Annotated in this window: 23 protein-coding genes; 13 read left to right on the top strand and 10 right to left on the bottom strand. The window is 65.9% G+C overall.

Going from position 1 to position 23,102, the window contains the following annotated elements; all coding sequences use genetic code 11:
• Window positions 1-205: 205 nt before the first annotated feature.
• Window positions 206-1,234, top strand: a complete 1,029-nt coding sequence (locus tag ACZ1I5_RS19985) for a 5-methyltetrahydropteroyltriglutamate--homocysteine methyltransferase (RefSeq protein WP_465170980.1) — start codon at window positions 206-208, stop codon at window positions 1,232-1,234.
• Window positions 1,235-1,261: 27 nt separating this feature from the next.
• Here the strand turns inward: ACZ1I5_RS19985 and ACZ1I5_RS19990 are convergent, their stop codons facing one another.
• Entirely contained in the window at window positions 1,262-2,326 is a 1,065-nt protein-coding gene (locus ACZ1I5_RS19990; RefSeq protein ID WP_465170981.1) for a hypothetical protein, read from the bottom strand.
• Window positions 2,327-2,443: 117 nt separating this feature from the next.
• Here ACZ1I5_RS19990 and ACZ1I5_RS19995 point away from each other — a divergent pair, with 117 nt between their 5' ends.
• Complete coding sequence (locus ACZ1I5_RS19995; RefSeq protein WP_465170982.1) at window positions 2,444-3,400, top strand: ABC transporter substrate-binding protein; 957 nt, start codon at window positions 2,444-2,446, stop codon at window positions 3,398-3,400.
• Window positions 3,401-3,632: 232 nt separating this feature from the next.
• On the top strand, window positions 3,633-6,506 hold the full coding sequence (locus ACZ1I5_RS20000) for a TonB-dependent receptor plug domain-containing protein (RefSeq protein WP_465170983.1): 2,874 nt from the start codon (window positions 3,633-3,635) through the stop codon (window positions 6,504-6,506).
• Window positions 6,507-6,577: 71 nt separating this feature from the next.
• Here the strand turns inward: ACZ1I5_RS20000 and ACZ1I5_RS20005 are convergent, their stop codons facing one another.
• Genes ACZ1I5_RS20005 through ACZ1I5_RS20015 form a run of 3 tightly spaced genes read right to left on the bottom strand, consistent with a single transcriptional unit; the run spans window position 6,578 to window position 9,232 of the window.
• Window positions 6,578-7,024 carry a nuclear transport factor 2 family protein gene (locus ACZ1I5_RS20005; protein ID WP_465170984.1) on the bottom strand — a complete coding sequence of 149 codons (447 nt, stop codon included), beginning with the start codon at window positions 7,022-7,024 and terminating at the stop codon, window positions 6,578-6,580.
• Window positions 7,021-7,857 carry an amidohydrolase family protein gene (locus tag ACZ1I5_RS20010; RefSeq protein ID WP_465170985.1) on the bottom strand — a complete coding sequence of 279 codons (837 nt, stop codon included), beginning with the start codon at window positions 7,855-7,857 and terminating at the stop codon, window positions 7,021-7,023. The genes ACZ1I5_RS20005 and ACZ1I5_RS20010 overlap by 4 nt, the downstream gene beginning before the upstream one ends.
• Window positions 7,844-9,232, bottom strand: coding sequence for an MFS transporter (locus tag ACZ1I5_RS20015; RefSeq protein WP_465170986.1), 1,389 nt, complete (start codon window positions 9,230-9,232; stop codon window positions 7,844-7,846). The genes ACZ1I5_RS20010 and ACZ1I5_RS20015 overlap by 14 nt, the downstream gene beginning before the upstream one ends.
• A 232-nt stretch (window positions 9,233-9,464) precedes the next feature.
• Between ACZ1I5_RS20015 and ACZ1I5_RS20020 the strand changes: the two genes are divergently transcribed.
• Together ACZ1I5_RS20020 and ACZ1I5_RS20025 are read left to right on the top strand one after the other, a co-directional pair.
• On the top strand, window positions 9,465-9,989 hold the full coding sequence (locus tag ACZ1I5_RS20020) for a MarR family winged helix-turn-helix transcriptional regulator (protein WP_465170987.1): 525 nt from the start codon (window positions 9,465-9,467) through the stop codon (window positions 9,987-9,989).
• Between the two features lie 80 nt (window positions 9,990-10,069).
• Window positions 10,070-11,011 carry a VOC family protein gene (locus ACZ1I5_RS20025; RefSeq protein ID WP_465170988.1) on the top strand — a complete coding sequence of 314 codons (942 nt, stop codon included), beginning with the start codon at window positions 10,070-10,072 and terminating at the stop codon, window positions 11,009-11,011.
• 4 nt (window positions 11,012-11,015) lie between these two features.
• Here ACZ1I5_RS20025 and ACZ1I5_RS20030 read toward each other — a convergent pair whose 3' ends face one another.
• The 3 genes from ACZ1I5_RS20030 to ACZ1I5_RS20040 form a co-directional block, all read right to left on the bottom strand.
• Complete coding sequence (locus tag ACZ1I5_RS20030) at window positions 11,016-11,807, bottom strand: IclR family transcriptional regulator (protein ID WP_465170989.1); 792 nt, start codon at window positions 11,805-11,807, stop codon at window positions 11,016-11,018.
• Between the two features lie 113 nt (window positions 11,808-11,920).
• Entirely contained in the window at window positions 11,921-12,427 is a 507-nt protein-coding gene (locus ACZ1I5_RS20035; RefSeq protein ID WP_465170990.1) for a VOC family protein, read from the bottom strand.
• A gap of 87 nt (window positions 12,428-12,514) precedes the next feature.
• The gene (locus ACZ1I5_RS20040; RefSeq protein ID WP_465170991.1) at window positions 12,515-13,420 is read right to left on the bottom strand and encodes a LysR family transcriptional regulator; all 906 of its coding nucleotides are present in this window, start codon (window positions 13,418-13,420) and stop codon (window positions 12,515-12,517) included.
• Between the two features lie 105 nt (window positions 13,421-13,525).
• Here ACZ1I5_RS20040 and ACZ1I5_RS20045 point away from each other — a divergent pair, with 105 nt between their 5' ends.
• Genes ACZ1I5_RS20045 through ACZ1I5_RS20070 form a run of 6 tightly spaced genes read left to right on the top strand, consistent with a single transcriptional unit; the run spans window position 13,526 to window position 18,528 of the window.
• Window positions 13,526-14,341 (top strand): alpha/beta fold hydrolase, encoded by an 816-nt coding sequence (locus ACZ1I5_RS20045; RefSeq protein ID WP_465170992.1) that lies wholly within the window; start codon window positions 13,526-13,528, stop codon window positions 14,339-14,341.
• Between the two features lie 21 nt (window positions 14,342-14,362).
• Complete coding sequence (locus ACZ1I5_RS20050) at window positions 14,363-15,553, top strand: LLM class flavin-dependent oxidoreductase (protein WP_465170993.1); 1,191 nt, start codon at window positions 14,363-14,365, stop codon at window positions 15,551-15,553.
• A gap of 7 nt (window positions 15,554-15,560) precedes the next feature.
• Complete coding sequence (locus ACZ1I5_RS20055; protein ID WP_465170994.1) at window positions 15,561-16,493, top strand: alpha/beta hydrolase fold domain-containing protein; 933 nt, start codon at window positions 15,561-15,563, stop codon at window positions 16,491-16,493.
• Window positions 16,494-16,504: 11 nt separating this feature from the next.
• A complete protein-coding gene (locus ACZ1I5_RS20060) occupies window positions 16,505-16,885 on the top strand; it encodes a carboxymuconolactone decarboxylase family protein (RefSeq protein WP_465170995.1) in 381 nt (126 codons plus the stop codon).
• The gene (gene ribB, locus ACZ1I5_RS20065; protein ID WP_465170996.1) at window positions 16,875-18,020 is read left to right on the top strand and encodes a 3,4-dihydroxy-2-butanone-4-phosphate synthase; all 1,146 of its coding nucleotides are present in this window, start codon (window positions 16,875-16,877) and stop codon (window positions 18,018-18,020) included. The genes ACZ1I5_RS20060 and ribB overlap by 11 nt, the downstream gene beginning before the upstream one ends.
• Window positions 18,013-18,528, top strand: coding sequence for a flavin reductase family protein (locus ACZ1I5_RS20070; protein WP_465170997.1), 516 nt, complete (start codon window positions 18,013-18,015; stop codon window positions 18,526-18,528). The genes ribB and ACZ1I5_RS20070 overlap by 8 nt, the downstream gene beginning before the upstream one ends.
• Before the next feature lie 54 nt (window positions 18,529-18,582).
• Here ACZ1I5_RS20070 and ACZ1I5_RS20075 read toward each other — a convergent pair whose 3' ends face one another.
• Window positions 18,583-19,296 (bottom strand): DNA helicase, encoded by a 714-nt coding sequence (locus ACZ1I5_RS20075; protein WP_465170998.1) that lies wholly within the window; start codon window positions 19,294-19,296, stop codon window positions 18,583-18,585.
• A 313-nt stretch (window positions 19,297-19,609) separates the two neighbouring features.
• Here ACZ1I5_RS20075 and ACZ1I5_RS20080 point away from each other — a divergent pair, with 313 nt between their 5' ends.
• On the top strand, window positions 19,610-20,920 hold the full coding sequence (locus ACZ1I5_RS20080; RefSeq protein ID WP_465170999.1) for an LLM class flavin-dependent oxidoreductase: 1,311 nt from the start codon (window positions 19,610-19,612) through the stop codon (window positions 20,918-20,920).
• Window positions 20,921-20,957: 37 nt separating this feature from the next.
• Entirely contained in the window at window positions 20,958-21,686 is a 729-nt protein-coding gene (locus ACZ1I5_RS20085) for an SDR family oxidoreductase (RefSeq protein WP_465171000.1), read from the top strand.
• A gap of 161 nt (window positions 21,687-21,847) precedes the next feature.
• On the opposite strand, the gene ACZ1I5_RS20090 is transcribed toward ACZ1I5_RS20085, so the two are convergent.
• Together ACZ1I5_RS20090 and ACZ1I5_RS20095 are read right to left on the bottom strand one after the other, a co-directional pair.
• The gene (locus ACZ1I5_RS20090; RefSeq protein WP_465171001.1) at window positions 21,848-22,174 is read right to left on the bottom strand and encodes a carboxymuconolactone decarboxylase family protein; all 327 of its coding nucleotides are present in this window, start codon (window positions 22,172-22,174) and stop codon (window positions 21,848-21,850) included.
• Complete coding sequence (locus ACZ1I5_RS20095; protein ID WP_465171002.1) at window positions 22,171-22,950, bottom strand: HpcH/HpaI aldolase family protein; 780 nt, start codon at window positions 22,948-22,950, stop codon at window positions 22,171-22,173. Before ACZ1I5_RS20095 ends, ACZ1I5_RS20090 begins: the two co-directional genes overlap by 4 nt.
• Window positions 22,951-23,102: the final 152 nt, after the last annotated feature.

Raw genomic sequence — 23,102 nt, forward strand, 5'->3', positions numbered from 1 at the left:
GTAGACATATTCTGTTCGACATTGACGAATAGTCCAATTCTTTATGGACTCGGGATTGATGCCGGCGCGGTATTCGATGCCGACCCTGCATCACCCAAAAGGCAATTGAAGCGCCGGTGGCGGCATTTCAGCGCTATTATTCGCCTGGCTGACACTCTATTATTCGCTGGGCTGATAATAATGCCGAGATGAGAGGGAGAGAGAGATGGCCAGGTTGCTGCCCACCACTTTGGTGGGATCCTACGCGATGCCTGAATGGCTGATCGATCGCGCGCGGCTCGCCGGGCGATTCCCGCCCCGGGTGCGCGCGTTGGAACTCTGGCGGCCAGCGCCCGAATTCCTGGAAGAGGCGCAGGACGACGCCACGATCATGGCGATCCACATGCAGGAACGCGCCGGGCTCGACATCATCACTGACGGCGAGATGCGGCGCGAGAGCTATTCCAATCGCTTTGCGACCGCGCTGGAAGGCGTCGATCTCGACAATCCCGGCACCGCGCTCGACCGCAGCGGCCATCCCAATCCGGTGCCGCGCGTGACGGGCAAGATCCGTCGCAAGCATGCGGTGCAAGTGCGCGACGTCGAGTTCCTGCGCCGTCACACCGATCGCCCGATCAAGATCACCGTGCCGGGCCCGTTCACCATGACTCAGCAGGCGCAGAACGACTTCTACGCCAGCGAGGAGGAAATGGCGCTCGATTATGCGGCGGCGGTCAATGAGGAGATCCGGGATCTCTTTGCCGCGGGTGCGGACATCGTGCAGATCGACGAGCCCTATCTGCAGGCCCGCGCGGAAAAGGCGCGCCAATATGGGCCGCAGGCGATCGATCGCGCCTTGCAGGGGATCGAAGGCGTTACCGCGCTGCATCTATGCTTCGGCTATGCCGCGATCATCCATGGCGACCGGCCCAAGGGATATGATTATCTCGGCGAACTGGCGGGCACGCGGCTTGACCAGGTATCGGTCGAGACGGCCCAGCCGAACCTCGATCCGGCCGAGCTGCGGCCGCTCAGGGACAAACACATCATGGTCGGCGTGATCGACCTGAACGATCCGACGGTCGAGACGCCGGAAAAGGTCGCTGAGCGAATCCGTCGCGCGATGACCGAGGTGCCGGTCGACAAGATCATCGTCGCCCCGGATTGCGGCTTCAAATATGTCCCGCGCGACATCGCCTTCGCGAAGATGCGCGCGATGGTCGAGGGCGCGACCCTGGTGCGCGAGACGCTCTGACCACCCCTTCGGACGAGTCCTCCGCCTTCAACCAGCCTGGAGGACTCGTTCGAAAAAGGGCTTAGACGCCTCGAGCAGGGGACCAAAGGCGTGGCCCGCGCCTTCCACCAGCGCGATCTCGCTGGCGATTCCAGCCTGCGCATAGGCATCGCGCAGCATGAACAGGCGGTCCCGGCGGTTGCGCCCGTATCGCGCATAGCCATCCGCATCCAGACCCATTTCGTCCGGACGGTAGATCTCGAAATCGAGCCAGTCCTCGCTGCCGCACAACAGCTGGACGGGCACGCGCCGCACGGCGTCGAGATCGACCGGCTTGCCGAAGCGCTGCTCGACATCCCCGATGCCGGTCCACCAGCCCATGCCGGGATCGGGCAGCGTCACATAACTCGGCGCGCCGAGCGAGACCGCATCGAGCCGGCCGGGATCGACATAGAGCAGCCGTTGCGCGAATTGCGCGCCGCCCGAAAAGCCGAACAGCAGCACCCGGGAGAAGCGCGTCCCGGTCACCGCGGCGAATTCCTCGACCATCGACCAGATCACCTGATCGTAACGGATCTTGTCCCCGATCAGCTGCTTATATTCCTCGTCCGGGACCGACACGGTGAGATCGAGCGGGAAGAGCGGCGCCAGCACGAAGCAGCCGAGCCGTTCGGCGAACGTCGCATAGGCGTCGCGCAGATCCTTCGGATTGCGGCTCGACCCGTGCACCGCGATGATCAGCGGCGCCTCCGTCAATCCCGCCGCGACATGGCCCATCGGCACATAGGCATAGTGACTGAACGCCGGAAAGGCCTGGCACGACAGCGCGGCCAGCGCGCCGGCGATCGCCTGCATCCGGTTTCTGGCGAGCGGCCGGTCGGGATCGAGCGTGCGCAGCACGTCGGGCGTCGTCCAGCCACGCATGTCGGGGCGCAGCCGGCTCAGCAACACCTCGCTCAACTGATAGCGCGCGATGAAGCCGCGATCGTCGCGAAGCAGCTCATGCGCCATCATGTCCGGCACGACATCGGTGAAGCGCGCCAGTTCGACGCCGAGAATCTCGCGCAACCGCCTCCGGTCCGCGATGCCCGAGCCTGCATCCGTTTCCTGCAAGATTCCCCCTCCCTCAAGGCAAGCCCGACGCGCCACATTTATCACCCATGCTTATATTAGGCTGGCTGTCATGGCCAGCAAGTGATATCAACTTGGCTGATAAGGAGAGGGAGGATCATGGTGCGCTGGCCAGGACGCATTGCGCCGCTGTCGGCCATGCTTGCCGTGCTTCTTCCGGGATGCGCGCATGACGCCGGCCGGCCCCTGACGACGCCTCTGGCAGTCCGTGGCAGCACGGCGACGGTCGAAATCGCCCCGGTGCTGCTCGCGGCCCGCGACCATTATCCGCCGGGCGCGATCGTCACCAATGGCGGGATTGCGGACCTGATCGGCGGAACGGCCGATGTCGCGACTCATGCCGAAACCCAGGCGTTACGCTATTCGGTCGGGCATCCGGAGATCCGCATCATCCTGACCGTCACGGAAGGACGATACCGCATCGTCGCGCGCCGATCGGCCGGCATCGCCAGTCTGGCCGACCTCAGGGGCAAGCGGATCGCGACACTCGCGACCACCTCCGCCGGCTATTTCCTGGCGAGGATGCTGGCGACGGCGGGGCTGGGCTTCGCCGATATCGAACCGGTGCGACTCTCCCCGCTCAAGGACATGGCCGCGGCGCTCGCGCGGCACGAGGTCGACGCCGTCGCCATCTGGGAGCCGCATGCCGGCAATGCGGCGCGTACGCTGGAGGCCGACCGCATCGAATTCGTCGGCGACGGCGTGTACCGCGAATTGTTCAACCTCAATACGACCGCTGACAAGCTCGCCGATCCGGTGATGCGGCGCAGGATCGTGCGTTTCGTGCGCGCGACCCTCGACGCCGCGATCGCGATGCGCACCGATGGCGCGCCGGCAAGAACACTGGTCGCGTCGAGCACAGGCTTTTCGGCCGAAGAAGTGGCACGCGCATGGCCCTTGCTCGCCTTTACCGCCGCACTGCCGCCTGACCTGATCGATGTGCTCATCGCCGAAGAGCAATGGCTGGCCGCGCAGGATGGTCGTGTGCCGCGCTCGCGTGAAACGCTTTCCCGGCTGGTCGATGGGAGCGTGCTGGAAGAGGCGCGGCAACAATGACGCCGTCACGCGATCTGCCGCCGGACTCAGGGTGGCTTGTTGGATTTTGTGGGTTGTGCCGGGATTTCTATCTGTCATAAACAACTAACGTTCGTTAATCCGGAATGGACCGGAACAAGCCGAAGTGGCCGCCGAACCCGGATTCGGGTGCGCGGCCCCGCCGGAAAGGTCGAAAGATGGAATTCGGGAAACGGCAACAGCCGGTCCCGCTTCAGGGAGAGGGGAAGCCGATATGGCGCGTTTGAAGAATCGCCGTTCAGTGTCGTGGCTGCATCACATGATGGTTACCACCGCGTTGACCGGCGCTACGTTCGTGGGTGGCACAGCCTTCGCACAGGATGTGCCAGCCCAGCCGGCGCCCGCCGCCGAGCCGCAGGAAACGGCGGCGCAGGACATCATCGTCACCGCGTCGCGCACCGCGCAGAACGGGCTTCAGGCGCCGACCCCGACTCAGGTCATCGGGGCCGACGTGATCCAGAAGCAGGCGGTGACCACCGTCATGGAAGTGCTCAACCAGAACCCCGCCTTCAAGGCGACGCGCTCGCCGGGCGCCAACGCTACCAACACGTCCAGTCCGGCCCAGGCGACCGCCGACCTGCGCGCGCTGGGCGGCCAGCGCACCCTGGTGCTGGTCAACCAGTCCCGCGTGGTACCCTTCGCGCCCGCCAGCAACCTCGGCGTGCCGACCACCACCGACCTCAATCTCTTCCCGACACTCATGATCGAGCGCGTCGATGTCGTCACCGGCGGCGCCTCCGCGCTTTACGGCTCCGACGCCGTGTCGGGCGTCGTCAACATCATCATGAAGAAGAAATATCACGGAATCGAGATCACCGGCCAGGGCGGCATTTCCCAGCTGGGCGACTATAGTACCCAGCGCGTGGGCTTCATCGCGGGCACCAGCTTTGGCGACGACCGGGGCAATGTCGTGCTCAGCGCCGATTATTCGACCAATAACGGCGTCGGCGACATCTATACGCGCGATTGGGGCCGCAAGGAGCAAATGATCGTCAGCAACGGACAGCGGGCCGCCAACGGCCTGCCGGCGTTCATTCTGGCCGATAACGTCCACAATTCTCTCGGTGCCGGCAGCGTCATCATCAGCACGATCCCCGGCCTGACCAACATGACCTTCAATCCGAACGGCTCCATCCGTCCGTTCCAGAAGGGCGCGATCTTCGGTGGCTCGACGATGATCGGCGGCGAAGGCGGGTCGATCATCACCGGCACCGCGCTGGTCCCCGACGTCGAGCGCTTCACTGCCTATGGCAGCATCTATTATGATTTCTCGGATTCGGTGACGGGCTATGTCGAGGGCGGCTATTCGCGCTCGCGTGGCTTTCTCGACGGCGTCGCGATCCGCCTGGCGAGCCAGACGATCCGCCGCGACAACCCCTATATCCCGGCCGCGGTGCTCGCGCTGCTGCCGCCGGCGACCCAGAGCTTCAACATCAGCCGGATCGGCAACGATATCGGCATCAACCATTATGACATCATCAACGAGACGCCGCACGGCGTGGTCGGCCTCGAGGGCAAGCTCGGCGGGTCCTGGAAATGGGATGCCCACGCGTCCTACGGCGTGAATAATTATGCCTCGGCGACGACCAACAACCCGGTGACGGCCAACCTAAACTTCGCGATCGACGCCGTGCGCGATCCGGCAACCGGCAACATCGTGTGCCGCGGCGTGCTGCAGAACAATCCGGCCGCCGCCGGATGCCAGCCGCTCAACCTGTTCGGCGAAGGCAACTCCACCGCGGCGGCCCGCGACTATATCTGGGGCGAAGGCCTGGCCAAGGTGAAGTACGACCAGCTGACCTTCGCCGCGAACCTGGTCGGCGAACCCTTCTCGACCTGGGCCGGCCCCGTCTCGGTCGCGATTGGCGGCGAGTATCGCCGCGAGACGGAAAAGCTGACCGCAGATGCGGTAGGCGCCTCGAACGGCTTTCTGACAGCCGGCAACGCGGTGCCTTATGGCGGCGCATTCGACGTCAAGGAAGCCTATGTCGAGACCACCGTGCCACTGGCACGGGACACGCCGTTCCTGCACAGCCTGAGCCTCAACGGCGCCTTTCGCTACGCCAATTACAACACCGTCGGCGGGCAGAATGCGTGGAAGGTCGGCGGAGTCTGGGAGCCGGTTCAGGGGTTCAACATCCGCGTCGCGCGGTCGCGCGACATCCGCGCGCCGGCGATCAACGAGCTGTACAGCCCCGGCAGCAACGTGAGCAACAACGTCACCCTGGTGGTCGATGGCGTGACCAAGAACGCGGTGATCCCGCAGAATACCAGCCTGGGCAATCCGGATGTCGGGCCTGAATTCGCGAACACCTTAACCGCGGGGTTCGCGTATCGCGGACAGGGCGCGCTACGCGGCCTCGGCCTGTCGGTCGATTATTACCATATCACGATCAAGGACGCGATCACCAACCTGTCGACCGCCAACATCGCCGGCCTGTGCAGCGCGGGCGAACAATATTTCTGCGGCCTGTTCTCCTATGCGCCGGACACCAGCACGCCCGCGCCGAACGATCGCATCCAGACCGGCCTGGTCGCGGGATCGCTCAATGTGGGCGCCTTCGAGCAGGAGGGCATCGACATGACGCTCAACTACGCCACCTCGGCCGGCTTCCTCGGCGACGGCGGCCGGTTCAGCACGGCCGCCAGCGGCACCTATATCCTCCACGCCTTTGTGGATTCGGGCACGGGCGCGGCACCGGTCGATCGCGCGGGGGAGAATGGCTGGGCGAACCTCGGCTCTATCCCGCGCTTCCGCGGCAACCTGTCGAACACGATCGGCAACAATGCCTGGGAACTCACCCTGCAGACGATCTTCATCAGCAAAGGCACGCAGGATAACACCTACAACACGTTGCCGACCAACACGATCAACGACAATCACGTACCGGCGGTCGTTTATTTCAACCTGTTCGGCAAGGTGTTCGTCGGCGACAACAAGCGGTTCGAGCTGTTCTGGGCGGTCAACAACCTGCTCGACAAGGATCCGCCGGCGACGCCCTACATCATTCTAAACGGCCCGGTGAACGGGCAATATTACGACAAGGTCGGACGCAATTTCACGCTCGGCGCGCGCGTGCGCTTCTGATCCGCCGTACCTTCAACAACAAAGGGCGCCCCGTCACGGGCGCCCTTTTTGTCTCCGGCCGACAGGCCCGTTCAGGTGAAATTGAGCTGCGCCCCACCGCGGAACAGGTTGACCAGTTCGCGCCGGGTGCAGAGCCAGCGTTGCGCCGTCTCGTCCCAGCGAAAGCTTTCGGTCGCCCGGCTGATCCGGGCGGGCGACGTGCTTTCCTGGGGCGCTTCGCCATCGGCCGCCCATAGCAGCATGTACCAATGCGCCGTGGCGCCGCCCGCCCCGTCGAAATCGGCGCGGAAGTTGCTGAACGCATGGACCGCGACGCGCGCGCCCCGCGCCTCGCGCCAGCTGTAGAAATTCTGGATCGCCTCGCGCCCTTCGAGGTGAAGCCGGCCCGAACTATAGACCGCGTCGGGCGCATAATAGTCGCCGGCGCTGCGGCCCCAATTGGTGTCGACGTCGTGCCAGAAATCGGCGAGCCCCATTTCGAGCTCGGCGGTGGCCATGGCGCGTTCCGTGCGATTCATGCGTGGCTCTCCTGATTGAAAAACAATGCCAGCGCCGTCCGGTCGATCGCCGCCCGCGTCGCCGCATCGGGGACGAGGCGGCGATACAGGTCGAGCGAGTCGGCAAAGCTGGTCTTTGCCTCATGGTTCACGAAGGGCGCGTCGCTGCCCCAGAGCAGCCGCCCGGGCCCGGCTGCGTCGAGCAGGCGCGCGGCAACCTCGGCGGCGATCTCGAACGGCATGCGGAATCCGGCCGAGATCTTGACCCAGGCGCGGCCGGTATCGATCGCCCGGAGCAACGCCTCAGTGCCCGCGCGCCGCTCCACCGGCTCGCGCGGGGGAACCCCGAAATGATCGATCACCAGTGACACGCCGCTCGCGTCGAAGCGCGGCAGCAGCGCCGGAAGCACTGCGCCGCCGGCAAGCAGCTCGACATGCATTCCGCTTTCGGCCAGCCGGTGCAGGAAGCCGCGCCATGGCTCGACCGCGAGATCGGGCAGATCCGCCAGCCGGCGCCACTGCAACCTGACCCCCACCACGCCGCGCGCCACCAGGTCGCGCAGCGTCGCAAGGCCCGTGTCCGGCGGCAGAAGGACGGTCGCGCGCAACCTCGGATACGCCGCGAGTGCCGCGAGCGTGTAGGCGTTGCCGTCCTCGAACAGGCTCGCCGCCGCGATCACGCCCCTGGCGATACCGTGACGGTCGAGATCGGCGAGATAGGTTTCGACGGAATAGTCATAGTCGGGACGCGAATGTGCGTCCGGGGCGAACGGCATCGCGCGCGTGAAGATATGGGCGTGAGCGTCGACCGCCGGCGGCGGTACGGGCGACGCCCGCTCGTCACCCATGGCCATGCCCGGTGCGCACCGGTTGCGGCGCGCCCTTCAGGCTCATCAGCCAGAAGGTGAAGATGCCACCGCAGGCCAGCGGAACGCCGAGCATGGCGAAGATACCGATCGGGCCGAAGCCTTCGGTCAGCACGAAGGTACCGAACAGCGGCGCGAAGATCGACGCGACACGCCCCGCGCCATAGGCCCAGCCCACACCGGTCGCGCGGCTGCTCGGCGGATAGAGCGAGGCGGCGAGCGCGGCGATGCTCGCCTGGCCGCCATGCTGGAACACCGCCATCAGCGCGACCGCGACGAACATGCCGAAACCGGGCGCAAGCAGGCCGACCATCACCGCGCCCAGAGCAGCGAGCAGAAAGGTAGAGGTCATCACCAGCTTGAAGCCGAACCGGTCGATGAAAAAGCCGATGCTGAGCATGCCGATGAACCCGGCGACCGTGTTGGTCCCGTTGATCAGCGCCACCTGCTGCCAGGGCAGGCCGATCACATCCTTGAAGATCGTCGTCTTCCACACGCCGGCGGTGATGAACACGAAGCTGGAAATGGTGATCGCCCACATCAGGAACGTCTTCAGCCGCTGGCCGGGTCCGAGGATATCAGTGAACAGGATGGCGAGCGCGGGCCGTTCCGGCCGGGGCGCGGCGACCAGCGTCACCGGCGCCTCGAGCGCCGGCTGCATCCGGTGCGCGAGCGTCTGGATCGCCGGATCGTCCGGGTTGCGCGCGGCGAGCGAGCGCAGCGATTCGGGCAGGAAGAAATAGATGAAGGGCAGCATGATCGCCGGCAATGCGACCGCGATCCAGAAGGCGCCGCGCCAGCCGAACGGCTCGAGCACAAAGCCCTGCATCAGCGCGCCGAGCAGCGCCCCGATCATCGTGCCGCTGACCGTGATCGCGCTCATCGTCGCGCGCAGCCGCTTCGGCGCCGTCTCGGACGCCAGGGTGACGAGGATCGGTATCATCGCGGTGCCGCAAAAGCCGGCGACGAAACGGCAGATGGTGAAAGGTGTCAGCGAGGTGGTAAACAGGATCGCGAGCGCGCTCAGCATCATGCCGGTATAGCAGAACAGCAGCAGCCGCGGCCGCCCGACGCGGTCGGCGAGCGGCGGGATGAGGAAGGCGCCAGCGAGCATGCCCACTTGCTGTGCGATCATCGCCGACGTGATGGCGGTGGTCGGCACGCCGAAATCCCTGGCCAGGTCCGGCAGGACCCAGCCGACGACATAGATCTCATAACCGTCGATCGCGGCCAGGAACGTGCACAGAATGAGGATGATGAGATGGAAGCGGCTGAATTTCAGCCCATCGAGAAAGCTGTCAACGTCGATTGCCCGCGCCTCGGTCACCATAGCCTGTTTCCCTCCCCTGACTGTCGCAGTCATGGTCCGGCCGATTGAATCGGCATCGGATTGTCGATCATCATATCATACGGCATTCGATATATACAAACGAAAGCCCGATGGTGAATGTCAGCTTGGCTTAGTAATGTGAAGCCGTCCAGATCGGTTTCGGATAAAAAAATTGTCATGTCGAAATGCGCGGCGGGGCGCGGCCATGGCAGTCCGCTTCCCGGGGTCGCTGGACAGCCCGGCAAGGATCGGACACTAAGGGCGGATGGGGAAAGCCGCTCGCGCAAACGCCGATCGAAGCACGCACTCGATCCTGCATCTGGTCAAGCAGGTTCAGTACAAGGCCTATGTGCAACTCGAATCGGTCCTGAACCCGCTCGGGGTCACCGCGGTCCAGTTCCGGATCCTGACCACCCTGTCGACGCGGCCCAACATGTCCTCGGCCGAGCTGGCCCGGCTGTACGACGTCAAGCCTCAGACGATGATCAAGCAGATCGCCCTGCTCGAAACCAAGGGCCTGATCGACCGGCGGGTCAGTGACGCCAACAAGCGCCTGCTCGAGCTGAGCCTGACGGAGACCGGTGCGTCCGCGCTCAAGCAGCTCCAGAAGGACACGCGCGACCTCGAGCGCGAGCTGCTGAAACCACTCAGCGCCGACCAGCAGGCCGCGTTGCGCGGCCATCTCCTCATCCTGCTCGACTCGCTCAGTTCCTCCACTGCCCCGGACGAAGGGGGCGACATCGAGGAATTGACGCCGGAATATCGCCGCCCGGGCGTGCAGCGCCTCTGAAGTCGCTCTTTTGGGCTAGCGGGCGGCCCAGCATCCGGTAGTGTCGAGCGTCATTCGTTTCTGCTGGATTGCTCACGCCCATGCTGCTGCAGTCGCTCGGCTATATCGGAGTCTCGACGGCACAGGCCGATGCCTGGGCGGATTTCTCGACGGGCCTGCTCGGGATGCAGGTCGCTGACCGGAATGGGAGCGGTTTTGCCCTACGCACCGACGGGCGCGCGGGGCGGCTGTTCGTCGAGAAAGGCGCGCGGGAAGGGGTGAGCGCGATGGGGTGGGAAGTCGCCGATGCCGCTGCGCTCGCACAGCTCGCGGCGCAGCTCTCCGATGCCGGTCACCCGGTCCGCCCGGGAACCCGGATCGAAGCGGAGCAGCGCCGCGTGGCCGCACTGATCATTGGCGAGGATCCGGCGGGCAACCGGATCGAATTCTTCCATGGCGCCGCCGCCGCGGCCACCCCCTTCACGCCGGGTCGCGCGATCAGCGGGTTCCGCACCGGGCCGCTCGGGCTCGGCCATGTCGTGCTGACGGTCACGTCGATCGATGCGATACTGCCTTTCTACACCGACCTGCTCGGCTTTCGGCTCAGCGATTATGCGCTGCGCCCGTTCAAGGCGTTCTTCTTCCATCTCAACAGCCGCCACCACAGCTTCGCGGCGATCGAGACCGGGATGAACGGCTTCCATCATCTGATGGTCGAACTCGATTCGCTCGACGATGTCGGCCAGGGCTACGACCTGGCGCAGCTCGAAGAGGGGCGCATCGGCGTGACGCTCGGGCGCCACACCAATGATTTCATGACTTCCTTCTATGCGCGCACGCCGTCCGGCTTCATGATCGAATATGGCTGGGGCGGGCGATCGATCGATCCGGCGCGGTGGGAGCCGTTCGAATGCGATTACGGCCCGAGCCTGTGGGGCCATGAGCGCGCGTGGCTCGATGACGCTAAACGTGCCGAGGCCCGCAGGCTGCGGCTCGACGCCGCCGCCGCGGGCCGCCGCGCGCCCGATTTCGTCCGCACCTAGGGCTTTATTCCTTGCCCGGCGCTGCGCCCAGCCGCTGCGATATGCCCTGAGTCGCGTCGAGCAGCAGCTTGACGAACTCCTTGTGGCGCGGACGACTCATGAACTCGCTTGGACCCAGCAGGGTCAGCGTGGCGGCGATCTTGTTGCTGTAATCGAAGATCGGCGCGGCCATGCCGGCAAAGTTGCGATTGAGCATGCCGACCGTCGACGCATAGCCCAGGCTGCGGATCTTCTCGATGCTCTCCGCCACCTCTTCTTCGGTGGGCAGGCGGGCGTTGCCCGAGGCGTCGTACGCCGCCTGTGCCTCCAGAGCGCGCGCGGTTTCATATGGCGGCAAATGCGTCCGGAAGACGAGGCCGGTCGCCGTGCTCGTCATCGGCAGGATATAGCCGAGGCGCACTGAAAAGGCGCCCTGGAGCCTGCCGTCGGCCTTGGCCACGATGCACGGCCCGCGATCGCCCCAGAGCGAGAGATAGATCGCGCAATCGGTCTTGTCGCGCAACTCGGTCATCGAGTCGGCGGCGATCGTCACCACGTCGAGCTGCCGAATCGCGGCGAGGCCGAGCTGGATGGCAAAGGAGCCAAGCCCGTAATAGCCGTTCTGCGGATCCTGATAGGCCATGTTCTCGCGAACGAAGCTGACCAGATAGAGGTGCACCTTGCTCGGCGGCATGCTCGCGCGCGCGGCGATCTCGCGCAGCGGCAGTGCACCTTCCGCCATGCGCAGGACCCTGAGCACTCTAAACCCGACTTCGATCGACTGGACTCGCCGGCGCGATTGTTCGGTGTCTGCCATGCGATGCTCAACCTTTTGTCATTTTCCCGGCGATCTTCCTGCCAACCGGGCGCCCTTCTGTCCATGCGACAGGTAATGGACGCCGGCCGATCGAAGACCTGGGACCGACAAGGTCAGCCGTGCTTGCGCTTGTTCCAAGTCGCCAGCGTGGCGTGTGCCTCGCTTGCTGCCTGTGCCAGGAAGCCCGGCTCCTCGGTCCGCGCCGCGATTTCGAGCCTGAGGCCGTTCGGGTCGAAGAAATAGATCGAGCGCACGAATTCATGATCGACCAGCGGCGTGGTTTTTACGCCATGTTCGGCGAGCCGCAGACGCATCGCGTCGACATCCGCCACCGAATTGGTCTCGATCGCGAAATGCTGGACCCAGTCGGGCGTGTTGGGCGACGGGGCGGGTTTCTCCTCACCGCCCAGGTCGAAAAAGGCGATATACGATCCGTCGCCGAGCTCGAAGAAGAAATGGACATAGGGCTGTTCCTCGCCCGTGCTGGGCACGCGCTCGGACATCATGCAATTGACCAGCGGCAGGCCCAGAATATCTTCATAGAAATGGCGCGTCTCCTCCGCATCGCGGCAGGGATAGGCGAAATGGTACAAGCCGTTCAGCGGCCGTGCGTCAGTCATGATGCGCTCCTCTCCCCCGGATGATAGCAGGATCGAAACGGCGCGCCGTCATCCTCGCGGGAGGACGAGGCGAACCGTCGTCGCCGCTCAGCCGGCGGTACCTGCATGCTTTACCATCATGTCGATGAACCGGTGCAGCGCCGCCGAGCGGTCTCGCGCGCGCCAGACCAGCAGGACCTGAAGCTCCAGCCCGAGATCGGCAATCGGGATCAGCCGGATATTGTGGCCAGGCGAGAGCGGCCCGCCCGCCGTCACCAGGCCGACCCCCATGCCGACCGCGACCAGGCTGAACAGGATCGAATTGGTCGTGCATTCCTGCACGAAGCGCGGCGCGCTGCCGCTGCTGATGCAGGCCGCCATCAGCCGATCATAATAGCCGGGCGCGGTGGCGCGCGCCGGGCCGAGCACGGGCTCCTCGACGATCTCGGCCATGGTGATCGACTCCCGGCCCGCGAGCCGGTGGCTCTCATGCACCGCCAGCATCGTCTTGCCCGTGCCGATCGGCGCGCGGTCGAGCCCCTCGTCATCGCGCTCGTCGATGTGCGCGTCATAGACCAGGCCGACATCGAGCGTGCCTTCCCGGAGCGCGGCGATCTGGGCCATCGACCCCATCGAACGCAGGTCGAGCGCGACCAGCGGCTCGTTCTCGCGAAAATGCAGCAGGCCGTAGGAAATGAAATCGTACGCCGTGATGATCTCGCTCAGCCCGACCCGGATCGTGCCGAGATGCCCGCTGCCCATCCGCCGCGCGCGGTCGACCGCGCGATCGACCTGCGAGAGGATCTCCTCGACCTCGTCGAGGAACACGCGGCCGGCGCTGGACAGGCGCACGCCGCGAGGTAGCCGTTCGAACAGCTCGACCCCCAGCTCGGCCTCGAGGTCGCGGATCTGGCGGGTAAGCGCCGGCTGCGCCACGCGGAGCGTGACCGCGGCACGCCCGAAATGCTGCTCGCGGCCGATCGCGCGGAAATATCGCAAATGCCTCAGTTCCATCGGCAACCCATACTTGCAGGGTATCGGACGCTCAAGAACAAAGAATTGGACGTATCAGTCCCCGGGAAACACTGTCCATGGCACGAACAGGACGAGTGGAGAGCGATGGAAACGGGGTGCCTTGACGAGCTGAATTTCGGCACGCTGTCGTCGATCGACGTGCTCGGCACCGAGGTCGAGCTGTTCACCGCCGGGAGCGGCGCGCCGCTGCTGTTTCTGCACGGGCTCGATGGCCTCGAAGGCGCCGCGCCGCTGCTGCGCGACCTGGCGCGGGACTTCACCGTCCACGCCCCCTCGCACCCCGGCTTCGGCAATTCCGCCCGGCCCGCGCGGCTCGATCGGGTCGACGACCTTGGCTATTTCTATCTCGACATGATGAACTTGCTGTCGCTGGCGCAGCCGGTGGTGGTGGGCAGCTCGTTCGGCGCCTGGGTGGCGGCCGAGACGCTGACCAAGGAGCCGGACCGCGCCGCGCGGCTCGTGCTGGTCTCGCCGCTGGGCCTGCCCACCGCGCATCGCCGCGAGCAGCATGTCGCCGATATCTTCATGCTCTCGCGCCAGGAACTGGGCGCCCGCCTGCAGGTCGGCCCGGCCGAGGCCGGCAATGACATGGCCAGGCTCACCAGGCTGCCCGAGGAGCGGATCCGCCGGCTGATGCGCAACGACGAAGCCGCGAGCCTCTATGGCTGGACCCCCTATATGTCGAACCCGAAGCTGGTCGACCGGCTGCACCGGATCGGCGTGCCGACGCTGGTCGCCTGGGGCGCCGAGGATGCGATCGTCAGTGACACCTATCGCGCGGCCTGGCGCGAGGCATTGCCCCAGGCCGAGGTCGAGACATTCGCCGGCGCCGGCCACCGGCTCCATGCCGATCAGCCCGCCACGCTCGCCGCCCGTATCGCGGCCTTTGCCGCCGCCTGACCGCGCGGCCGGAGACCAAGCATGAAGATCTGGCATTTCACTGAACAGGCCTATCACCCCGCCTTCCCGGTACCGGGCTCGATGCGAGTCACCCTGCCGCAGCATCATTGCGACCCGAACGAGGCGGGGAGGCTGCTCAACCGCTATCTCGACGAATATATGCTGGCCGACGAGCTGGGGCTGAACATCATGGTGAACGAGCACCATGCCGCCGCCACCTGCATGTCGACTTCCTGCATGACCACGCTCGCGATCCTCGCGCGCCAGACCAGCAAGGCGCGGCTGCTCGCGCTCGGCATCCCGCTCGCCAACCGGTCCAACCCGCTACGCGTGGCGGAGGAGATCGCGATGGTCGATGCGCTCTCGGGGGGGCGGCTCGAGGTCGGGCTGGTCAAGGGCGCGGCCTATGAGCTGTTCATGTCGAACCGCCAGCCGACCGGCTTCATGGACCGGTTCTGGGAAGCGCACGACCTGATCCTCGCCGCCCTGTCGAACCAGGGCGAGGTCTTCTCCTGGGAAGGCGAGCATTTCCATTACCGCACGGTCAGCATGTGGCCGCGCCCGATCCAGCAGCCGCATCCGCCGCTCTGGATGACCGCCTCGAGCGCGACCAGCGCGCGCGATTATGGGCTGCGCGGCTATACCTGCGCGACCTTCCTCTCCGGCGCCGTCGCGCGATCGGTCTTCACTGGCTATCGCGAAGCCTATGCCGCGGCGCATGGCCGGCAGCCGGGGCAGGACAAGCTCGCCTATCTGGCCCTTGTCGCCTGCGCCGACGACCGCGCCACCGCGTTCCGCCGCGCCGAGGAAATGAAGAGCTATTTCACCACCGCCGCGCGGCTCGAGCCCCAGTTCCGCAATCCCTGGGGCTTCAACCCGGTCGAGGCCAATATCCGCATGCTGCAGGCCGGCTCCTCGGCGATGCGCCCGCGCATGCGCAACGGCCAGCCGCTGCCGGTCGACGGCTCGATCGAACAATATATGGATGCCGGCCTGTTCTTCGTCGGCACGCCCGACGACGTCTATGACCAGCTCGCGCAATTCCATGGCGAGACCGGCGGCTTCGGCAATTTGCTGATGATGGGCCAGGCGGGCGAGCTCGACCATCAGGACACGGTCGACAATCTCACCCTGGTGGCACGCGAGGTCGCGCCGCGGCTGGCCGAGCTGACCGAGCTGCCGCTCGAGGTCCGTTATGAGGCCGTGGGCTGATTCGCGCGTGATTGCAGACGAGCCCGGACCGGGCATCGCGCGCTATGTCGAGCTGTTCCGCGCCCAGCCTCTGGCGGCCGATTTGGAGACGATGCGGCTGGCCGGCGACCTGAGCGCGCACCGCTTCGCCCAGGGCCTGGCGCACGGGGTCGAGCGCTTCGACAGCGCCATCGCGGCGCCGGGCCGCGAGATTCCGCTGCGCCTCTACGATCCGGGCGGGGACGGCCCGCGCCCGGCGATCTGCTATGTTCATGGCGGCGGCTTCGCGCTGGGCAGCATCGAGAGCTTCGACATTGCCTGCGCCGCGCTTGCCGACGCGACCGGCGCGCTGGTCGCGAGCATCGGCTATCGCCGGCTGCCCGAGGCGGATTATGCCGCCGCGCAGGACGATTGCGACCAGGCCTTTGCCTGGCTCGCGCGCCAGGCGGACGCGCTGAACGTCGATCCCACGCGCCTCGCTCTGGCCGGCGACAGCGCCGGGGCACTGCTCGCGCTCGCCTGCGCCGCCAAGGCGCGGGATGCGGGCGGTGCGCTGCCCGTCTGCCTGATGCTGTTCTACGGCACCTTCGCGATGGACCCGGCCCGGGCCGACTATGCCGCCAGCCGCGATCCGCTGCTCAGCGGCGACCGCGTTCGCTCCTATATCGCGCTGTTCCGGCGGTGCGGCGGGCTCGACCACCACGCGGCGCCGGTCGACCGGGACGACCTGGCCGGCCTGCCCTTCACCCATATCGTCGCCGCCGCGCTCGATCCCTTGTACGGCGAAGCGCGGGAGCTTGCCGAGCGGCTCGACGCGGCGGGCGTGCCCACCTCGTTCCAGCACGCGACCGGCATGATCCACGGATTCCTGCGCGCCGTCGGCGTCTCGCCCGATGCGCGTGCCGAACTTGCCCGGGCGGCGGACGCGGTACGGCCGCTGCTGCATCCCACCGACAGCTGAAAGACCAGATGATGGAAAAAGACGATTCCTACGACCGCGGCCGCGCGATGCGCTTCGAGATGTTCGGCGAGCCCGGGGTTCGCAGCCTCGACAATACCGACGATTTCCAGGAGCCGCTGCAGGACCTGGTGACGCGCCTGTGCTTCGGCGATGTGTGGAGCCGCCCCGGGCTCGATCGCAAGACCCGCAGCATGCTCACCATCGCGATCCTGATCGGCCAGTCGCGCCCCGACCAGCTGCGCAACCATATCAACGGCGCGCTGGCCAATGGCGTGACCAAGGACGAGATCCGTGAGATCCTGCTCCACACCACGCTCTATGTCGGCCTGCCCGCCGGGTCGGACAGCTGGCGCCACGCACGCGAGACATTGCAGGACGCCGATGCCTATTGAGTCCGCCCTGCTCGAGCCGACACCGGCGAGCATCCACCGTGCGATCTCGCCGATCGAGGACATCATCGCGGCGGCGCGCAACGGCCGCCCCTATATCCTGGTCGACGCCGAGGACCGGGAGAATGAGGGCGACGTCATCATCCCCGCCCAGTTCGCCACGCCCGACCAGATCAATTTCATGGCGCGCCACGCCCGCGGCCTGATCTGCGTCGCGATCACCGAGGAGCGCGCGAGCGAACTGCGCCTGCCGCCGATGGTCGCCGAGAATCTCTCTGGCCACCGCACTGCCTTCACCGTCACGATCGAGGCGCGCGAAGGCGTAACCACCGGCATCTCGGCGCAGGACCGCGCGCATACCATCGCCGTCGCGATGGACCCTTCCAAGGGTGCCGCCGACATCGTCTCGCCCGGCCATGTCTTCCCGCTCGTTGCGCGTCCCGGCGGCGTGCTGGTGCGCGCGGGTCATACCGAGGCCGCGGTCGACGTGTCACGCCTCGCCGGGCTGATGCCCGCCGGCGTGATCTGCGAGATCCTCAACGACGACGGCACCATGGCGCGCCTGCCGGATCTGATCCGCTTCTCGGAAGCGCACGACATGCCGATCGGCACGATCGCCGACCTGATCAGCTATCGCCGCCGCACCGAACGCTGCGTCGAGCGAGTCCATGAGGAAGCGTTCGAAACGATCTACGGCACGGATTTCCGCCTCACCGTGTTCCGCAACATGATCGACCATGTCGAGCATGTCGCGCTCTGGCGCGGGCGGATCGCGCCCGAACTGCCGACCCTGGTGCGCATGCACCGGCTCGATTTCGTGTCCGACATGCTCGGCCCGCCGACCGAGCGGCGCCATTATGTCGAGCGCGCGCTGACCCGGATCGGGCTGAGCGACAGCCCGGGGGTGATCGTCTTCATCCGCGATCCCTCGACCAGCGCGATCTCCGAGCGGCGCAGCAACGGATCCACGCCGACGCGCGACCAGCGCATCCGCGATTACGGCGTCGGCGCCCAGATCCTGCTCGATCTGGGCGTCAAGGATATCGTGCTGCTCACCGAGAGCGAAGCGCGCCTGTCGGGCATCGAGGGATACGGACTACGCATCGTCGGCAGGGAAGGGCTGGGCGGACATGACTGACCTGACGGAACTGGCAAGCGCGCCGAGTATCGCGGAGCAGCTGCGCGCCGGGCTGCGCCGGCTCGGCAAGGCAGTGGTGGTGATCACCTGCTGGCACGAAGAACGACGCTGGGCGATGACCGCGACCGCGGTGAGCGAGCTCAGCATGGATCCGCCGTCGCTGCTCGTCTGCGTCAACAGGAACGCCAGCCTGTACGGGCCGCTCACCGCCGGCGCCAATTTCTGCGTCAACATCCTGCACGCCGATCAGCTCGACGTATCGAAGGCCTGTAGCGGCGCGATGAAGGGCGAGGAACGGTTCAGCGAGGGCAGCTGGGGATCGGGCGCCTGCGGCACGCCCTATCTGCACGAGGCACAGGCCCATTTCATCTGCGAATATGAGACGCATGTCGAATATGGCACGCACGCCGTGGTGATCGGCGCGGTGCGTGAGGTCGACTACTCGGGGGAGGTCGATCCGCTGATCTATCTCGACGGCGGCTATGCGCGGGCGGCCCGGCTTTCCTGACGATCGAGCCTGGAATCATGCCGAGACGCCCGCGGGGCCGCTCCGCCGACGACGTCAGGCCAGTTGCTCGAGACGGGCTTCGCCATTGTGCAGGAAGCACGCCTTGGTGAAGGCGCTGGTGTCGAACGGATTCGGCAAACGGATGTCCGCCAGCGCCGGGAGGTTTCTCCCCGTCGTCTCGAAAGCGCGATCGATCTGGGACAGCGCCACGATGATGCATCCCGTCGCGGCCGCGAACAGCTTCAACGCCTGCACCTGGACGGCTAGTTCCGGGTTGCGCCGCCGCTGATCCAGCAGCTGGAGATAGTCGATGATCGCCACGGCGCCGCTGTTGCCGCTGCCGATCCGATCGATGATATGCTCGGCGCAGATCGCATCGGACGTATCGACGATCAGCCTGTCCCTGATCCTTTCACCGTGGTTGCCGAGTCCTTGCAGGCGATCGAACACCACGCCTTCATGGTCTTCCAGCGTGAAGAAAAAGGCTGGCCTGCCGGTCCGGACCGCCTCGACCGCGATCTCGAGGCCCATCAGCGTCTTGCCATGGCCGGGACGCGCGCCCAGCAGCACCAGATCGCCTGGATCGAACTGCGCGAGCATTTTGCCGGTCGGTCGCTGGCCGGGTACCGACGCGGTCAGATGGCTCCAGCTTCGGAAGCCTTCCTTTCGGGCCAGCTGGTCGAGCGCTGCGTGAAGCGGAACGTCGGACATGCGCGCAAGCAACCTGGCCTGACGCTTCAGTCGGAAGATCGGGGCGGATAACGTCATCGAGAACCTCCTCTTTCGAGCGATGTTCGCAATCCCACCTCATGCGCATGCCCGAACGGGATGGTTCGAAAGACCAGGGCGCCCCGCATGTCGCATGCTTCCCCGTTGGTGGGGGGAGGCACGGGCCGTGCCTTGCCGGATCGATAGCAAATCGGCCCGACGGCGACAAGTGACGGCCGATCCGCGACGGCGCCCCGGGCGGCGTCACAACTACTCTTTCTTTATATCAGCTAGGCTGTTATAAGACCGGCTGTCATTCACAGTCGCGCCGTGGCCGCAAGAGCCGGGCGGGAGAGGAACGAGGGAAGTCGCCATGCAGTTCGGCTTGTTTTACGAGCATCAGTCACCCGCGCCCTTCACCGCCGAAAAGGACCGCCAGATCTTCCACAACGCGCTCGACGAGCTGGAGCTCGCCGACCGGCTCGGCTACGACTATGCCTGGCTGGTCGAGCATCATTTCCTCGAGGAATATTCGCACAGCTCCGCACCCGAAGTGTTCCTCGGCGCGCTCAGCCAGCGGACTAAAAGGATGCGGCTCGGCCATGGCATCTGCGTCATGCCGCCCAGGATCAACCACCCCGCCCGCGTCGCCGAGCGGATCGCGACGCTCGACCTGCTGTCCAACGGCCGGGTCGAATGGGGTACCGGCGAAAGCGGCACCGCGATGGAGCTGGAGGGCTTCGGCGTCGATCCCGACCTGAAAAAGGGCATGTGGCGCGAAGCGACCGAGCAATGCGCCAACATGCTCACCATGACGCCCTATCCCGGTTTCCAGGGCGAGCATTTCTCGATGCCGACGCGCAACATCGTGCCCAAGCCGGTCCAGGCGCCGCACCCGCCGCTCTGGGTCGCCTGCTCGCGCCGCGACACCATCCTGCATGCCGCGCGCAACGGCATGGGCGCCCTGGTGTTCGGCTTCGCCGCCCCCGAACAGGCCGGCAAATGGGTCCAGGAATATTACGACATCATCAAGTCGGACGAATGCGTGCCGATCGGCCATGCGGTGAACGCGAACTTCGCGATCGTCACCGCCCTGTCGGTGAACGAGGACGAGCAGGTCGCGATCGACCGCGGTACCGAGGGGTTCAAATATTTCGGCTATTCGCTCGGCTTCTACGCGTCGTTCGGCAAGCTGAAGCCCGGCCATTCGACGCTGTGGGAGGACTTCAAAAAGGCCGAGGCCTCGATCGAGGACAATCACGGCAATGGCGGTATCGGCACGCCCGAACAGGTCTATCAGCACTGCAAGGCCTATGCCGATGTCGGCGTCGACCAGATCATCTTCGTCCAGCAGACCGGCCCGGCCAATCACGACCACATCTGCGAATCGCTCGAGCTGTTCGCCACCACCGCGATGCCGCGGCTGAAGCAGGGCGAAGAGGAACGGCTGGCGACAAAGCAGGCCGAGCTGGCGCCCTATATCGAGGCGGCGCTCGCCCGGAAGCCGCGCATGGCGCCGATCGAGAAGGACGAGATCGAACTGGTCCGCTCCTATGGCCTGCGCAAGAAGGAAGCCGGGACGTTCGAGAATGTGCGCTCGGATCGCGGCGGCGGGCTCGCCGTGGTCGCCGACGATCCGCTCGCTCTGGTATCGAATCAGGCGGAAAAGGCGGCGGGCCAGTAACCGGCCGCGATCCTTTATAGGGACGGGAGGAACGGCATTGAGCATCTTGCGCGAGCGGGTGGTGGTGATCACCGGCGCGAGTTCGGGCATTGGCGAAGCCTGTGCGATCGCTTTTGCCGAAAAGGGCGCCAGGGTCGTGCTGGCGGCGCGGCGGGCCGAACGGCTGGAGGCGCTTGTGGCCCAGATCGAGGCCATGGGTTGCGACGCCCTGGCGGTGGCGACCGACGTCACCGACGAAGCGGCGGTCGCGCATCTCTTCGCCCGCGCGGTCGAACGGTTCGGCCGGGTCGATGTACTGGTCAACAATGCGGGCATCGCCGACAGCACGGCGGTCGACTCGCTTGAACTCGCGCTGTGGCACCGGGTCATCGATACCAACCTGACCTCAGCCTTTCTGTGTGCGCGCTCGGCGTTCCGCCTCATGAAGCAGCAGGGGCATGGCCGGATCATCAATGTCGGGTCGATCTCCGCCCGCGTTCCCCGCGCGGAAAGCCCGGCCTATACCGCGAGCAAATGGGGCCTGGACGGGCTCACCCGGGCGCTGGCGATCGACGGGCGGGCGCACAACATCGCCGTCTCGGTCTTCCATCCCGGCATCGTCGCGACCGAGCTGTCAGGCGGCGTGCGAAGCCTGCCCGACGATCTCGTCGCGCAGCCTGAAGATGCGGCCAGTATCGTCGTGCACATGGCCGACATTCCCGATCACCTCAATTTCTACGAAGCGCTGCTCGTCCAGAACAAGATCCCGTTCCTCGGCCGGGGATAAGGCAGAAGCCGCAAGCTCCTCATGTTCCCCGGCGAAGGCCGGGGCCCAGTTGGGGGACAGCGGTAACGAAGCGCGCGTGCTGTCACTGAGGCCTTCCCAACTGGGCCCCGGCCTTCGCCGGGGAGCAAAAAAGAGGGGAGCCTGGCGATAGCCCATCCCCGCTATTCCTTCCCCTTCGCATCGACGATGTTCTTCAGCTTGCGCGCCGCGCTCACCGCCACCGGCCAGCCGGCATAAAAGGCGATATGGGCGATCGCCTCGCCCAGTTCCTCCACGGTAAGGCCGTTCTCCAGCCCGAGCTCCATATGGCCCTGCGCCTGCTCCCGGTTGAGCGCGATCAGGCACGTCACCGTGATCAGGCTGCGATCGCGCGGGGAAAGTTCGCTACGCTCCCAGACCTTGTCGTACAGGATGTCCTGGGTAAGTTCGTCGAGCAGTGGCGCGACGCCGGCCAGTTCGCGGCCGCGGCCGCCCGAGGGTCTCTTCATTTCGTCTCTCCCGACGCGCGATAACGGGCGAAGTTGCCCGCCGCGGCGCTCAATGCCCCGCGCAGCATGCCCAGGTCCGACAGCCAGGCGATATAGTGCACGCCGCGCGCGACATAGGATTCGAGCTGGGCCGCATTGCCGACCACCGTCCCGATATGCTTGCGCCCCGCCGCGACCTCGATCACCCGGTCGATCGCCGCGACCACATCGGGATGGCCGGCATTGCCGGGATGGCCCAGCGACGCGCTGAGGTCGCCCGGTCCGATGAACAGCACGTCGAGTTCGTCGACGGCGCACAGCGCCTCGATATCCTCGACCATTTCCTTGTTCTCGACATGCACGCTGACCAGCGTCTCGCGATTGGCGCGCTGCTCGTAATCGGCGACGGTGCCATAGCCCGCCGCGCGGCACGCGCGCGCCGAACCACGCTCGCCGAGCGGCCAGTATTTGGCCTTGCGGATCACCTCGCGGACCTCCGCGGCGCTCTTCAGCGAGGGTACCTGGATGCCGCTCGCGCCACTGTCGAGCACGTGCAGGATGTTTGCTTCCTCGGCGTCGGGGGTGCGAATCACGCTGCTCATGCCCATCCGTTCGCAGGTGCGGATCAGATTCTCGATCTGCCCATGGGTGAAGCAGCCATGCTCGGCATCGACGATCAGGAAGTCGAAACCGGCAAGGCCGAACAGCTCCGCGAGCTGCGGCGAATCGACCTTGAAGAAACTGCCGAACACCGTCTCGCCGGCCTCCAGCTTCTGCTTCACCATGCTGTTGAACAACGCCTCGTCCCTCCGCCTTCAGTTGCTATTTACAAACGCCATTCAGCATGGCACCGCAACCGGTATAAGCCAAGCGTTGATAGCAGAGGCCGGCGCAGGCCACGACAGGAGAGTAGGTGAAGGGCAGCCTGGATCGCAGCGTGACGCAGGTC

It is taken from the genome of Sphingomonas sp. BL-S-30, from assembly GCF_055521475.1.

Excerpts from the sequence above, each read along its gene's own strand:
- ACZ1I5_RS20030 (WP_465170989.1), bottom strand. The coding sequence starts at position 11,807 with ATGGCAGACACCGAACAATCGCGCCGGCGAGTCCAGTCGATCGAAGTC.
- ACZ1I5_RS19995 (WP_465170982.1), top strand. The coding sequence starts at position 2,444 with ATGGTGCGCTGGCCAGGACGCATTGCGCCGCTGTCGGCCATGCTTGCC.
- ACZ1I5_RS20060 (WP_465170995.1), top strand. The coding sequence starts at position 16,505 with ATGGAAAAAGACGATTCCTACGACCGCGGCCGCGCGATGCGCTTCGAG.
- ACZ1I5_RS20075 (WP_465170998.1), bottom strand. The coding sequence starts at position 19,296 with ATGACGTTATCCGCCCCGATCTTCCGACTGAAGCGTCAGGCCAGGTTG.
- ACZ1I5_RS20070 (WP_465170997.1), top strand. The coding sequence starts at position 18,013 with ATGACTGACCTGACGGAACTGGCAAGCGCGCCGAGTATCGCGGAGCAG.
- ACZ1I5_RS20025 (WP_465170988.1), top strand. The coding sequence starts at position 10,070 with ATGCTGCTGCAGTCGCTCGGCTATATCGGAGTCTCGACGGCACAGGCC.
- ribB (WP_465170996.1), top strand. The coding sequence starts at position 16,875 with ATGCCTATTGAGTCCGCCCTGCTCGAGCCGACACCGGCGAGCATCCAC.
- ACZ1I5_RS20010 (WP_465170985.1), bottom strand. The coding sequence starts at position 7,857 with ATGGCCATGGGTGACGAGCGGGCGTCGCCCGTACCGCCGCCGGCGGTC.
- ACZ1I5_RS20000 (WP_465170983.1), top strand. The coding sequence starts at position 3,633 with ATGGCGCGTTTGAAGAATCGCCGTTCAGTGTCGTGGCTGCATCACATG.
- ACZ1I5_RS19985 (WP_465170980.1), top strand. The coding sequence starts at position 206 with ATGGCCAGGTTGCTGCCCACCACTTTGGTGGGATCCTACGCGATGCCT.
- ACZ1I5_RS20020 (WP_465170987.1), top strand. The coding sequence starts at position 9,465 with ATGGGGAAAGCCGCTCGCGCAAACGCCGATCGAAGCACGCACTCGATC.
- ACZ1I5_RS20045 (WP_465170992.1), top strand. The coding sequence starts at position 13,526 with ATGGAAACGGGGTGCCTTGACGAGCTGAATTTCGGCACGCTGTCGTCG.
- ACZ1I5_RS20090 (WP_465171001.1), bottom strand. The coding sequence starts at position 22,174 with ATGAAGAGACCCTCGGGCGGCCGCGGCCGCGAACTGGCCGGCGTCGCG.
- ACZ1I5_RS20040 (WP_465170991.1), bottom strand. The coding sequence starts at position 13,420 with ATGGAACTGAGGCATTTGCGATATTTCCGCGCGATCGGCCGCGAGCAG.
- ACZ1I5_RS20080 (WP_465170999.1), top strand. The coding sequence starts at position 19,610 with ATGCAGTTCGGCTTGTTTTACGAGCATCAGTCACCCGCGCCCTTCACC.
- ACZ1I5_RS20005 (WP_465170984.1), bottom strand. The coding sequence starts at position 7,024 with ATGAATCGCACGGAACGCGCCATGGCCACCGCCGAGCTCGAAATGGGG.
- ACZ1I5_RS20015 (WP_465170986.1), bottom strand. The coding sequence starts at position 9,232 with ATGACTGCGACAGTCAGGGGAGGGAAACAGGCTATGGTGACCGAGGCG.
- ACZ1I5_RS20035 (WP_465170990.1), bottom strand. The coding sequence starts at position 12,427 with ATGACTGACGCACGGCCGCTGAACGGCTTGTACCATTTCGCCTATCCC.
- ACZ1I5_RS20050 (WP_465170993.1), top strand. The coding sequence starts at position 14,363 with ATGAAGATCTGGCATTTCACTGAACAGGCCTATCACCCCGCCTTCCCG.